This is a genomic window from Enterococcus sp. DIV1304_2 (genome assembly GCF_050555445.1).
Classification (GTDB): Bacteria; Bacillota; Bacilli; order Lactobacillales; family Enterococcaceae; genus Enterococcus_B; species Enterococcus_B pernyi.
This window is the reverse complement of record NZ_CP187851.1, coordinates 2,364,512-2,377,204: the sequence shown is the minus strand read 5'-3', so window position 1 is coordinate 2,377,204 and position 12,693 is coordinate 2,364,512. Positions and strand designations below refer to the sequence as shown.

11 protein-coding genes and 1 riboswitch are annotated in these 12,693 nt (G+C 36.1%); of the genes, 10 read left to right on the top strand and 1 reads right to left on the bottom strand.

The features are described 5' to 3' along the window. Positions 1 to 10 precede the first annotated feature (10 nt). The 6 genes from IGJ14_RS10945 (at position 11) to IGJ14_RS10920 (ending at position 6,234) form a co-directional block, all read left to right on the top strand. Positions 11 to 496: a DUF2247 family protein gene (locus IGJ14_RS10945; RefSeq protein WP_195475688.1), complete on the top strand. Its 486-nt coding sequence runs from the start codon at positions 11 to 13 to the stop codon at positions 494 to 496. A gap of 397 nt (positions 497 to 893) precedes the next feature. Then, positions 894 to 1,514 carry a bis(5'-nucleosyl)-tetraphosphatase (symmetrical) YqeK gene (yqeK, locus tag IGJ14_RS10940; RefSeq protein ID WP_195475690.1) on the top strand — a complete coding sequence of 207 codons (621 nt, stop codon included), beginning with the start codon at positions 894 to 896 and terminating at the stop codon, positions 1,512 to 1,514. Beyond that, the gene (locus tag IGJ14_RS10935) at positions 1,499 to 1,711 is read left to right on the top strand and encodes a hypothetical protein (RefSeq protein WP_195475692.1); all 213 of its coding nucleotides are present in this window, start codon (positions 1,499 to 1,501) and stop codon (positions 1,709 to 1,711) included. Before yqeK ends, IGJ14_RS10935 begins: the two co-directional genes overlap by 16 nt. Positions 1,712 to 2,130: 419 nt before the next feature. Continuing rightward, on the top strand, positions 2,131 to 2,982 hold the full coding sequence (locus IGJ14_RS10930; RefSeq protein ID WP_195475694.1) for a PRD domain-containing protein: 852 nt from the start codon (positions 2,131 to 2,133) through the stop codon (positions 2,980 to 2,982). Beyond that, on the top strand, positions 2,972 to 4,807 hold the full coding sequence (locus IGJ14_RS10925; RefSeq protein ID WP_195475696.1) for a beta-glucoside-specific PTS transporter subunit IIABC: 1,836 nt from the start codon (positions 2,972 to 2,974) through the stop codon (positions 4,805 to 4,807). The genes IGJ14_RS10930 and IGJ14_RS10925 overlap by 11 nt, the downstream gene beginning before the upstream one ends. Before the next feature lie 14 nt (positions 4,808 to 4,821). After that, positions 4,822 to 6,234: a family 1 glycosylhydrolase gene (locus tag IGJ14_RS10920; protein ID WP_195475698.1), complete on the top strand. Its 1,413-nt coding sequence runs from the start codon at positions 4,822 to 4,824 to the stop codon at positions 6,232 to 6,234. Positions 6,235 to 6,382: 148 nt separating this feature from the next. Here IGJ14_RS10920 and IGJ14_RS10915 read toward each other — a convergent pair whose 3' ends face one another. After that, positions 6,383 to 7,018 carry a VanZ family protein gene (locus tag IGJ14_RS10915; RefSeq protein ID WP_195475700.1) on the bottom strand — a complete coding sequence of 212 codons (636 nt, stop codon included), beginning with the start codon at positions 7,016 to 7,018 and terminating at the stop codon, positions 6,383 to 6,385. 462 nt (positions 7,019 to 7,480) lie between these two features. Between IGJ14_RS10915 and IGJ14_RS10910 the strand changes: the two genes are divergently transcribed. The 4 genes from IGJ14_RS10910 (at position 7,481) to IGJ14_RS10895 (ending at position 12,683) form a co-directional block, all read left to right on the top strand. Beyond that, positions 7,481 to 9,043, top strand: coding sequence for a hypothetical protein (locus tag IGJ14_RS10910; RefSeq protein ID WP_430607775.1), 1,563 nt, complete (start codon positions 7,481 to 7,483; stop codon positions 9,041 to 9,043). Then, entirely contained in the window at positions 9,040 to 9,933 is an 894-nt protein-coding gene (locus tag IGJ14_RS10905; RefSeq protein ID WP_195475704.1) for a hypothetical protein, read from the top strand. The genes IGJ14_RS10910 and IGJ14_RS10905 overlap by 4 nt, the downstream gene beginning before the upstream one ends. A gap of 440 nt (positions 9,934 to 10,373) precedes the next feature. Continuing rightward, a riboswitch (cobalamin riboswitch) is annotated at positions 10,374 to 10,534 on the top strand. Between the two features lie 189 nt (positions 10,535 to 10,723). Beyond that, on the top strand, positions 10,724 to 11,692 hold the full coding sequence (locus tag IGJ14_RS10900; protein ID WP_195475766.1) for an ABC transporter substrate-binding protein: 969 nt from the start codon (positions 10,724 to 10,726) through the stop codon (positions 11,690 to 11,692). Continuing rightward, positions 11,685 to 12,683: a FecCD family ABC transporter permease gene (locus tag IGJ14_RS10895; protein WP_195475764.1), complete on the top strand. Its 999-nt coding sequence runs from the start codon at positions 11,685 to 11,687 to the stop codon at positions 12,681 to 12,683. Before IGJ14_RS10900 ends, IGJ14_RS10895 begins: the two co-directional genes overlap by 8 nt. Positions 12,684 to 12,693: the final 10 nt, after the last annotated feature.

Here is a 12,693-nt window from a genome sequence, read left to right as displayed (position 1 = left end):
GGAGAAAATAATGAATTTAGCCTGTTTTAAAGAAAAAGATGTGAACTATAGTTGGAAAACTATCTATGTTGGAGTAATTCAAAAATTTTTCGATCTAAAAGTAATTTCTGACTATGCGATAGAGCTAATGGATCAGGGAAATGATGATGATTTTATTAATGAACTTGCATGGGGAATAAAACCTGACGAATTACAATCAGTGTTATTTGAATTGAAAAGAAAGTACTTTCCTAATGTGGATGAAGGCGGTAATGATTACAAATTTGAAGAACAAAAACTTAGATTTATTTATTTATCTAAACTAAATGATGCTATGAATGATGAAGATGATTTGTTAAATGGAATTGCAGAATTCTATAATAACAATGGGTATCCAGAAGATATGGTTAGCTTCATAAATTATATGCCTCAAGAAGTTCCTACTACAAAAAAAGATTTGATAGAAAGATTCTATCAATTCTTAGATTCAGAAAATGAAAAAATTAATGAAAGATGAAATAGCACTTTACTCCTAATTAAAATTAAATAGTAAAGTATTGACCAGTAAATATACCACCTAGAGCAATCAAATCGTCAATAGTTAATAACAAAAAGAAGCGATTCAAATTTATCGTTTCTTTTTCTACATATGAAGTTATTACACACTTATCAAGAAAAGTAATGAAGTGGAATTAAATTACATAAAACAAATCTTTGGCAAAGAAATTCAGTATTTAGACAAGACCGAGATAATTGTTAAATCAGAAGAAAAATTAAGAATATATTTAAAAGTAGAGTATAAAATATCTAATTCTCTATGTATATTTCTTCTATGTAAGGCTCGATTTTTTTAATAACCATAAGTAGTAAATAATTCATTTGAAAATACACATAGTAAGTAAATGGAGGAAAAAATGACAATAGTGAATAGTTTGGCATTAAGAGATGATGTTTATCGTTTTCTTGAAGAACATAACCATATAAAAACTTATGAACATTGTATAGCAGTCGGCGATTGTGCGGAGAAACTTGCTGTAAATTACAATATCAATGGCGAAAAAGCCAAAATAGCGGGTTATTTACACGATATATCCGCAATTTATCCAAACAATTGTAGAATTACTATAGCAAAAGAAATGGGGATAGAACTAAATCAAGAAGAGTTGGTATTTCCAATGATCATTCACCAGAAGATTTCAAAAAGAATGGCAGAAAAGATTTTTGATATCACTGACAATGAGATATTATCTGCAATTGAGTGTCATACAACTTTAAGGGGGAGGTATTCTCAACTAGACTTAGTTGTGTTCGTGGCAGATAAAATAAGTTGGGATCAAGATGGAATTCCTCCGTATCTAGACGGGTTATTATCAGCACTTGAATGTTCTTTAGAAAGTGCTGCATTGTATTATATTAAATATCTATTAGATCAAGGCGTCAAAGTTATTCATCCATGGCTAAAAGAAGCACATGAATCATTGTCTAAGGCAGTTAGCAAAGGAGAGGACGGGAGAGATATATGCCAGAATTTATAAATTTACCAAACTTTTATCATGATAGTGAAATTTTAAATAATGTTGATTTACCTGAAGAAAACCAATCTTTACAAATCCAAAGAACTTTAAAAGAAACAGAAAAAATCCAAAAATCTGTTTTTTCTTTGGAAGATAGTGAAGAAAAAAGAAAAAGGAGAAAACCATCTACTTTTCAAAAGAACAGTGAGAAATGCTGAAGCGAAAAGAGTACTTTGAATGTAGTACTCTCTTTTTTTTACTATTACAGTTGAGTATCAGCTTGTCATAAAAAAAGAGCAAAATCCTGATGGAATTTCTTATAGATGAGATCTTGCTACAGTTGTTTTATGAAATAAATCAAATAATAGATGGATGAAACAACCAATGATGTAATAGAAAAAATTGGCTGATAATCATTCCTTTTTGTTATGCACTAGCAAAGAAAGCGTTGACATTTCCGCAAAACACATTTATCATATAATTATATATCATCAATAAAAAGAAGAACCCATTTGATACGCGGCAGTATTAAATGCGAGTATGTTACTGCAATGCAGGCAGAACTCAAAAAAGATTTTAAGGCTTGAGCCCTTAAATCTTTTTTGAGTTCTTTTTTTTGGAAAGGAGAATAAGGCAAGTGAAAATAATACAGATAATCAACAACAATGTGGCATTGATCAAGAAGGGCGGACATGAGGTCTTTATTGTTTCCAAGGGCATCGGCTTTCGAAAGAAAAAAGGTCAACAGGTTTCAGAAGATGACATCGAAAAAATGTATATTTTGGATTCTTATGAAATGTTGGAGCATTTTAGTTACTTACTTTCAAAGTCGGATTCAAATGACATTCTTTTGATTAGTCGGATCATTGAAAATGCAGAGGGGAAACTTGGCATCAAAGTGAGTGATTATTTAACACTAACATTACTGGATCATTTAGAGTTTCTTTTAGAACGAGCTGAAAAGAACCAGTTTATTTCAAGTCCGTTGATTTGGGATATTCGCCGGTTTTATCCTCGTCATTTTGATCTCGCACTGGAGAGTCTTGAGATGATCGAGAAAGAAAAAAACCTAAGTATTCCTAGTGATGAAGCGGCTTCTATCGCGTTGCATTTCATCAACTTTTGGGACAATAAGAAATCTGATCGGTTACTGGAAATGCAAACATTGAGTGATATTGTCTCTATTATTGAAAAACACTATACATTTAAAATCGATGAATCTTCGACTAACTTTATGAGGTTTTCAACACATTTGCAATACTTTATCCAACGGATCATCAAAAGTGAGTTGGCACAGTCAGAAGGAAGTATTTCTTTATTGTATCAACAAATCAGTCAGCTATATCCGGAGGCTTTCAAAGCGGTCCAAAAAATAAAAATTTATATCAAGCATCAATTTAAAGCAGATCTTTCCATGAATGAAGAAACGTATTTGATGATGCACATCAATCGATTAACAGAAAGGATTGAAAAAACAGATGAAATATGAAAAGTTAAATAAAGCAATTATTGAATTGGTTGGCGGAAAAGAAAATATTGTAGCTGCGGCCCATTGTGTCACACGTTTACGTTTGACGTTAAATAATCGCAACTTAGCGAAAACAGAAGAAATCAAAGAACTAGACGGAGTGATTGACGTCGTCTCTAATGACGTGGCGTATCAGGTCATTATTGGTACACATGTCACTGAAGTCTACAATGATTTCATGTCATTGACAGGCTTAGGGGGTGGGAGTGAGTCTACTTCTGAGAAAGAAAAATTATCATGGAAGAAAATCCCTACAGCGGTGTTATCGGTGGTTTCTGAATCGATGACTTCAATTATCGAAGTGTTGATTGCGGCGGGGATGATTGCGGGAATTTTGAGTTTGCTTTCTTTGACGGGAATCGTTTCGGCAGAAAGTCCAACGTATCAAATTTTTCAAACATTACAGACGTCGATTTTTACTTTCTTACCAATCTTTTTTGCCTTTTCATCGGCTAGAAGATTGAATGTCAATCCGTATGTCGCAACTGTGTTAGCTACGACTGTGATGTCTTCAAATATCACTGGTGCGGAGGGACTAAGTTTGTTTGGCTATCAATTACCTGTGATTGATTATTCCCATACATTCATTCCAATTTTATTAGCAATCGCCTTGTTGAAATTTGTGACTACTCAGTTAGAAAAAGTAGTGCCGAAAGCGATTCAGCTGTTTTTTGTTCCAGCTGTTTCCTTGATGATCGTATTGCCCGTTCTCTTAACCGTTTTTGGTCCGGTGGGTATGTGGATCGGTTCTGGTATTTCTTGGGTCTTTACGATGTTGTCTGAAAACATTGGCTATTGGATCGTAGTGATGCTTTATGCAGCTTTCCAACCGTTCTTGATCGTCTTAGGTGCTGCGAATTTCTTATTCCCGATCGGATTGACTTTCTTTGCTGAACTGGGCTACGATCCTGTGATTACTGGAGCTGCCACGATTTCAGATATTGCCGTTGCTGGAGCGATGATTGGTTATTTCTTGAAGACGAAAAAAGAGAAAGAAAAAGCGACATTTGGAACGATTGGTTTTTCAGCGGTCATGGGAATCACAGAACCAGCTATTTTTGGGGTCTTCTTAAAATATCGCCGACCATTTATTGCGGTAATCGTTGGTGGTGGGATTGGCGGTTTGATTGCAGGATTAGCGGGTGTCAAAGCATGGACCATGGCTTGGGGATTAGCAGGATTACCTGCTTTCTTGATTGGTGGAACGGCGAATTTTATTTGGATGGTCATTTCATGCGTCACCGCATTTCTCCTAGCGGGAGCTGTTGCCTATGGGCTGGGGATGCCACAAGAAGAAAAAGATGGTAAAAAAGGAAAAACACTGACGAAAGCTGGGCAAATCGCATTGGAAAATGTCAGCTCAGGTGAAGTCATCCAGTTGAGTCAAGTTTCAGATAGTGCGTTTGCTTCAGGCGCTTTAGGTAAGGGTTTTGCAGTGATTCCAGATGAAGAAAATGGCGAAATTTTTGCACCCATCGCAGGAGAAGTCACCGTAGTTTTCCCCACAAAACATGCGTATGGAATCAAGACAGAAGATGGGGTAGAAGTATTGATCCATGTGGGGGTTGATACAGTCAACCTTGAAGGAAAAGGATTTACTAGTTATGTAAAAGTCGGCGATCAGGTAAAAACAGGCGATGTTTTAGCCACGGTTGATTTTTCTGTCATTAAAGCAGCTGGTTTTGACTCAACAGTGATGGTCGTTGTCACAAATAGTGCAGACTTTTTGGATGTGGTTCCGTTGGCTGATGACAATACAAATCAAGTGTTAGCAGTGATTATTTAGGAGGCGTAAGAAGGATGAGAACAGATTTTTTATGGGGCGGTAGTATCGCTGCCCATCAAAGTGAAGGTGGATGGAATCAAGGTGGTAAAGGAATTTCCAATATGGATCTAGTCACGAAAGGAACCCGGGACACTCCACGAGAAATCCACAAAGAACTGAAAGAAGGATTCATTTATCCTTCTCATACGGGGATTGATTTTTATCATCGCTACAAAGAGGATATCAAACTATTTGCGGAAATGGGTTTTACAGCACTAAGGATCTCAATCGATTGGACACGGATTTTTCCAAACGGTGATGATCCAGAACCAAATGAACAAGGCTTGAACTTTTATGAAGAAGTAGTAGACACTTTACTTGCACATGGTATTGAGCCAATCATCACATTCTTTCATTTTGAATTACCAGCTAACTTGATTGTAAAATACCATGGTTGGACGAGTCGCAAACTAGTTACTTTATTTGAAAAGTATGCTGAAACATTGTTTGAACGTCTGAATGGTAAAGTGAGTTATTGGGCGACATTCAATGAAATCAATCATTTAGACCCAAACTCGAAAGCGGCAGAATTTTTTACGTACTACATTTCTGGTCTTAAATTTGAAGAGCTCGAAAATCCGAAACAAGCGATCGCACAAATTGCGTACAATACGGCACTTGCTAGCGCGAAAGTCGTTAAGTTGGGACATCAAATCAATCCCGAGTTCAAAATTGGGTGTGTCTTCGGTATCAATCCGCAATATCCGGAAACTTGTAAACCAGAAACGATGTTAAACAACTTGTTGGAAAACGAAAAAGAATTGTATCAAATGGATGTGATGTGTCGTGGCAAATTTCCACAATACAAATTGAAGGAATTTTCAGCACAAAGCATCATGATCGAGCAACAAGAAACGGATGCGAAAGATTTTCAACAAGGAACGATCGACTATATTGGTTTGAATTATTATATGTCCAGTGTCACTCCGAATGAACAAAAAGAGAATGAAGCGTTCTTTGGAGGCATCCAAAATCCGTATCTGGAACTTTCTGACTGGGGCTGGGCCATAGATTCTGTTGGCTTACGCTATACAATGAACTGGTTGTACAGAAGATACCAATTGCCGCTAATGATCACTGAAAACGGGTTAGGCGCTGAAGATGTGTTAGAACCTGGGAATATCATTAATGATGAGTACCGTATCGATTATCTTAACCTCCACATTTCAGAAATGAAAAAGGCAATCACCGAAGATTATGTAGAATGTCTTGGTTATCTCTCTTGGGGACCAATCGACCTAGTTAGTGCTTCTACCGGCGAAATGTCGAAACGGTATGGATTTATCTATGTTGACTTGGATGATGAAGGAAAAGGCACCGGTAACAGATATAAAAAGAAATCATTTGACTGGTATAAAAGAGTGATTGAAACAAACGGAACAGAATAATAAAAAGCTAGAAACCTCTAAAGAAATGTTCGTTCATTCTTTAGGGGGTCTAGCCTTTTTCATAGATGTAGTATTTCTAAGACAACGAGAGGACAACTGACGTCAAAACATTTAAGTGATGGCGATATGTTTTCCTGCTTATTGCGTATTAACTAAAAAATGTATTAGCGAAAGCAATAAAAACGACCAATACAGGAATCGTCCATGAAAAATCATACGTTTTATCAAGGATTTTGTTTGACGAATGATTGATCATTCTTAAGATGACCTCAATCAGAAAATAACCTAGAATCATTCCGAGTACATTTGAAATTAAATCATCAATGTCTGTTGCTCTAGCTACCGTAAATAGTTGGCTTATTTCAATCAACAATGAGGTACCAAATCCAAGTAAAAGAGAATAACTGAATTTTCTATACTTGTTGCTAATTAACGGACACAAGAACCCGATGGGTATAAAGCAAAGAATATTAAGAATATAACCTGCATTTATTCCATCTATAAAAGGGATAAGATTGATATTCGGATTGAAAATACTCTCACCAAATCCACTGATTCTATTCAACTCACGAAGCGTAGGAACACCGAACACATTGAAGAATGTGAAACTCATATAATAAAATAGTAAAAGTGCTGATAGAATGCTTACCAATTTAAAAGAACCTTTATTTTTTCTGGTGAACCAAAATAAAAAACTTGCCAAAATTAATAGTCCTACCAAGAATACAGGTTTTAAAGTCAAGATATCTATGATAGATTCCCAGAATCCGATTTGTTGTATCATCTTTTTGGCCTTCTTTCCTTAAGTGAATGATTATTTAGTCTGTATAATCATCTCATAGAAGGAAACTCTAGCCATCAGCCTGTAGACTTATTTTAGGAGTGATATGAGTGTGCTGATAAACTGGTAAATGATACAAGATGAAGCCGGTTGGTACTAAATGATAATTATGATACGTAGAAACGATTGATAAAAAATGATTAAATAGCAAAATATAGCCCTAGATACTTATTGAATTCCAGTATATTAGGGCTGTTTTTGTGTGCGTATAAGACTGAAAGTGTTCGTATACGACGTAGATGATTCTTATCCAAACGATTTTAATTTAAATAGGAAAAAATTACGTATAGTAATAATGAATGAAGTAGATGGGGGTAAATAAATAGAAGTACAGAGAGAAAATACTATCAAGTATTACATTAATAATAGACAGCCATCACTTATCTAATTGAAAGGACAAAAATTATGGGATTAATCTATTCAGCCACCGAATCTTCTAACTTAATAAGTAATATGACCACTAATTTATCACTTGCTCGTACAACGATCGACCAATTACGAACAGGTAGCCAACAAATTGTTCAAGCAGTTGACGGAAAAACACTCTCCGGATCAGCTTATCAAGCCGGTAAAGGACTGTTTTCTGAATTGATCATTCCTACAGTCAATCGGGTAAACAATGCGGTACAAGGAATTCAATCAGATCTGAATCTTTACTCCGCCGCGCATCAAATCGTTTCTAGTGAAGGATACTTGGACGAAGAGAATTTAAGCGGACAGATTCGGGCTAAATCATTTGCTAAACAATCGATTGAAAACCATGCGCAGACGATCAGACACATCGCTAATATAAGCATCTTACCAGGCATCACAGAAGTGCTGACCGACTTCCATCGCAACCTGATGAGAATGTCAGACAGCTTACAAGAAGACATCTACAAGTTGCAACGCAAACAGCAAAAACTCAATGCCTTTAACTCTCAAACCAGTGGACTGTTCAACAACAGTCTACTGGAATTAAAACTCGCCATGCAAAGTGTCTTAGTTCTGAATCAAACTACCGTAAAGGCAGATGGAAGTTATACATTGCCGAAAGGGGTGGATGGAAGTTGGTTTGAGAAGTACAAACCAAACGGACAGACATTGCTGGAAGAATCTTCAACTAATGCCTTCTTAGAACTGTATGCGGAGATTGAAAAATTAGTTCAACCTCTAAAAGAAGGGAAAACCGATGCAATCAAACGACTTGAAATGTTGCTCAGAAATTATCCTGATGCATTAGTAAACAAGCTGGCATCCAACGATGAATTTTGGATGCTTACCAATTATCTACCTTCGGGTATGAAAACTAGATTATTTAGTTTTCTTACAAAATACGAAATGTTAGGTAAAACTGTTGCTCAAGGAAAATGGATTCCTAAAATCGATACGATAGGTAAGGCCTATCAAAATTTTACTAAGTTTACCTCGCCCGTAAAAACCTACGTCAGCGAAGGCTTGAAGAACTCCCACTTGATACAAGGAGCTAAAAAATGGGGTATCGCCAAAGGAATAGGAACGGCAGGCCAAGTAGCTACTTATGCACAATTAGGTGTGACATTTGTTTCAAGTGCAGTAAATGAGTATGGAAAAACAGGTAGTGTAGGAAAAGCAGTAAAGGGCGGAGGGATTGATATGGTTAAAAGTATAGGACCGTTGGAGGGGATGACTATAGGCGCTAAAATCGGTGGGGTTGTGGGGACTATTGTACCAGGAGCAGGTAATGCTACTGGCGCTTTTGTAGGCTGTGTTGTTGGAGGGCTTTTTGGTTTAGGAAATTCAATTGTACAGTCAATATGGCCCGACAGATATGATAAATGGAAGAATTCAGTTTACCAAAAAGAAGATAATAAAAAAAGTAACAATAAATTAGAGTTGGATAATTTAAAGTTAAGAAGTACAAACTGGAATGTTAGTGCTTCTGGAAAACCTTTTGGTAAAAAAATGAATTTTGTATATATACCTAGTTATAGAGGAGTAGCACAATGAATATCAAAAGATTTTTTTCAGCTACTTTTGAGGAAAGTTTACATTTAGAAGATGATCGTTTTGTTAAAGATTTGTATGCTGGTATTAAGATACAAGAGCAAGAGAAAAGAAACCTTCATCCTCTATTTCAATTAATTATTTATATACTTATGATTTTACTTATCTACGGATTTTACTACTTAATTAATTCTTGGATGGAAAATGAAGTGTTACATCAATTATTTAAGGAACCAAAAATTAATTTTGTTTCAATGCCTATTTTTTGGTTTGGTTTGTTGATATTTTCAATAATTAGTATTTTTATGATCACTAAGATGAATGATGGAACGAGATTTTACTTTATTTTTATTAATTTAAACATCTACATGATTTGGCTGATGCTAAGCATAAATTTGTTCTTCATTACATTCTTTATCGAACCACTTACGATTTCTGGAATACTTATTTTAATTTTGTTTCAGATTTTAAGTGGTTATATCATTTTTGAGAAAAAATTGTATGGTCTTGCTAAACAATTATTCGGTAACCACGAGTCAAAAAATCAATTTTCAAAATTTATTGAAAGAATAGTCACCTTTAGCTATAAACTCGGTGGAATCTTTTGGGCAATAATACTACTTTTAAATTTTATTTTTCCTAGTGGACTAAATGATTCCTCGGATATTACTACTATTTCAAGTACCGTAATAATGTGGATGATTGTAAATATCAGTTTTACTGCAGCAGAGGTGCATATTTCCTTTCCGTATTTATTGTATGGATACTATAAAAATAAGTTTCAAGAAGAGTATCGTGAGTGGGAAGGGAAAGGGCAGTTAGAATGGTACGGAGAGAAGTATTTCAACAAGCATATCAAAGGAACAGCCAAAGAAAAAAAAGAGAAGAACTAGCCAAAAATCTTGGGTCTCACCGTCTATCAAAATGTAAATTTTGGATTGAATATTAAAATGAATCGCCTTAATCTGATAAATCTTTTCTTATTCTAATGAATAACATATGAAATTTTTGCATGATTTTTAACAAATTTTTGTCCTTTTACCTTACACTTACATGATAGGAGTGCCTATCAAGAGCTTTGTTTTATTAAAATAAAAAACGTTAGAAAAATCAACGAATGCTATAGTGTCGTCAGTTTTTTATACTATGAATGAATGCCATTTAAAAAAACAGAGAATAATATATTTTTGTTGAAAGTAAAGCGTTTTGTTGCCTTTTTCGCTTGATTTTCGTATATCTTTTATGAAATCCATATGTTAAAGTATTGGCGGAGATACTTTTGTTGATAGAGCTAAAATTTCCAAGAGATAAATGAGTGAATAAAAGTGAATTTAAAATAAAATAGTCGATTAGATGTCAGGGAAAGAGGTGAAAGTCCTCTACAGACCTACCTACTGTAAGGTGGATGAAACCAATAGGACCACAGATCATTCTGGAAGGGTTGGGAGTAAAAAGAAGCCAAGTCAGGAGACCGGTCTAACGGCAATCATGTTCTTTTGTAGGAGAAAGATCAAGCGTTTTTTTGTGTGATCAATCAAACTGTCTTCTCCTGTAAAAGGAAAGGCAGTTTTTTATTACTTTTAAAAGAGTTTGCTTGATAAGGGTATGGAAATGTAAGGGCTATCGTAAACAAAGTGATCACTGGGAAAAGTAAAAATGAGTCAAGGAAAGTGGGAATAGATGATGAAAAAATTATCGAAATTAGTTGCTGTGTTGGGATTGAGCGTAGTCTTTGGTTTAAGTGCTTGTTCAAATAATAATGATCAAACAAGCGGTACAGCAGAAACAACAACAGCTTCAGAAGTTGCTCTACCAACAAAAGATCGTGGTGGCGAAGAAATCGAGATTCCAGAAGAAGTGGATAAGATGGTTTCTCTAGTACCTTCAGTTACACAAGTGATCGATGATCTAGGACGTAAAGATCAATTAGTAGCTGTTGACACACAAAGCCCAGCAATGACGAAAGATATCGATGAGTTGCCACAAATCGATATGATGGCTGTGGATGCAGAAACATTGATTTCATTGAACCCACAAGTGATCTATGTTTCAGATATTAGTCTGCATGGTTCTGAAAACGTTTGGTCACAAGTAAAAGATGCCGGAATTACTGTTGTAAATATTCCAACAAGTAATACTATTGAAGATATTGCTTTAGATGTCCAATTTATCGCTGACACTTTACAAGAGCATGAAAAAGGACAAAAGCTAGTAGATACAATGAACAAAGAGATCGATGAAATCAAAGAAATTGGAGCAACGATTACAGATAAGAAAAAAGTATTGTTTGAAATTAGCGCATTACCTGAGATCTATAGCTTTGGTCAAGGTGTTTACTTGAATGAAATGATCGAACTTATAGGTGCAGAAAATGTCTTGGCGGATCAAGAAAGCTGGATTCCAGTAACAGAAGAAGCTGCGATTGCTAGCAAGCCAGACGTGATTTTGACGAACGTAAATTACTTAGATGATGCAGTGCAAGAAATCTTAGATCGTGGAAGCTGGAAAGACGTTCCTGCGGTGAAAAATGAAGCAGTATTCTATATTGATAACGCTGCGAGCTCTTTACCAAACCACCATATGACAAAAGCCTTAAAAGAAATGGCTTTAGCAATCTACCCTGATGAATACAAATCGTTGGAAAATGAATAAACAAAGTCGGTTGCTGTTAGCAGTGGTCTTGAGTATCATCGTGGTATTCTTTGGGATCAAAATCGGAAGTGTATCCATTCCTTTTGATACATTGATTCAAGCATTATTTTCAAGAGGAGACAAACAGCTAGATGCAACGATCGTCACCATTCTTTGGCAGGTTCGCCTGCCGAGAGTGGTTTTGGCGTTTCTTGTAGGAGCTGCTTTGGCTGTGAGTGGAACGGTCATGCAATCCTTATTAGGTAATCCGTTGGCTTCCGCTTATACGCTAGGTGTGTCATCAGGGGCATCACTTGGCGCTGCGTTGATCATTGTTTCAGGAATCACTTTACCGTTGTTCCCGAATTTCACATTACCTCTGACAGGCTTTATTTTTGGTTTAGCAACTGTGTTTATTGTTTTGGCAATGAGTCAAAGATTAGATCAGCAATTATCGAACCAAACAGTTATTTTAGTGGGGATGGTCATGACCTTATTTGTAGGTGCAATGTTGACGATCGTCACGGCATTGTTCAAAGATCATTTACAGCAGTTAGTTTTCTGGCAAATGGGGAGTTTTTCGGGAAGCACTTGGGCAAAAATCCAAATCTTTTTACCCATTTTACTGATTGGAACAATCGCTCTTTGGTTTTCTGCTAGAAGTTTAGATGTGTTATCTTTAGGTGAAGAAGAAGCAATGATTTCTGGTGTAGATGTCCGAACGATCAAGCTATGGGTCATGGTCCTTGCGGCTTTGCTTGCAGGAAGTGCCGTTTCATTTGTCGGCGTGATCGGATTTGTTGACTTGATTGCACCTCACGTCATTCGCCGCTATTTCGGTGCTAGCCATCGTTGGGTCATTCCAGGAGCAGCACTGTTAGGTGGCAGTATGATGGTCGTCGGCGATACGATTTCTCGAACGCTATTATCTCCCCAAGAAATCCCGATCGGCGCAGTCACCGCATTGATTGGTGCGCCATTTTTTGCCTATGTTTATTTCAAACGAAAGTGAGTGTTTTACA

Bases quoted from the DNA above. Each gene is read 5' to 3' on its own strand.
- IGJ14_RS10925 (WP_195475696.1), top strand. From the start codon at position 2,972: ATGAAATATGAAAAGTTAAATAAAGCAATTATTGAATTGGTTGGCGGA.
- IGJ14_RS10900 (WP_195475766.1), top strand. From the start codon at position 10,724: ATGAAAAAATTATCGAAATTAGTTGCTGTGTTGGGATTGAGCGTAGTC.
- yqeK (WP_195475690.1), top strand. From the start codon at position 894: ATGACAATAGTGAATAGTTTGGCATTAAGAGATGATGTTTATCGTTTT.
- IGJ14_RS10935 (WP_195475692.1), top strand. From the start codon at position 1,499: ATGCCAGAATTTATAAATTTACCAAACTTTTATCATGATAGTGAAATT.
- IGJ14_RS10915 (WP_195475700.1), bottom strand. From the start codon at position 7,018: ATGATACAACAAATCGGATTCTGGGAATCTATCATAGATATCTTGACT.
- IGJ14_RS10905 (WP_195475704.1), top strand. From the start codon at position 9,040: ATGAATATCAAAAGATTTTTTTCAGCTACTTTTGAGGAAAGTTTACAT.
- IGJ14_RS10945 (WP_195475688.1), top strand. From the start codon at position 11: ATGAATTTAGCCTGTTTTAAAGAAAAAGATGTGAACTATAGTTGGAAA.
- IGJ14_RS10895 (WP_195475764.1), top strand. From the start codon at position 11,685: ATGAATAAACAAAGTCGGTTGCTGTTAGCAGTGGTCTTGAGTATCATC.
- IGJ14_RS10910 (WP_430607775.1), top strand. From the start codon at position 7,481: ATGGGATTAATCTATTCAGCCACCGAATCTTCTAACTTAATAAGTAAT.
- IGJ14_RS10920 (WP_195475698.1), top strand. From the start codon at position 4,822: ATGAGAACAGATTTTTTATGGGGCGGTAGTATCGCTGCCCATCAAAGT.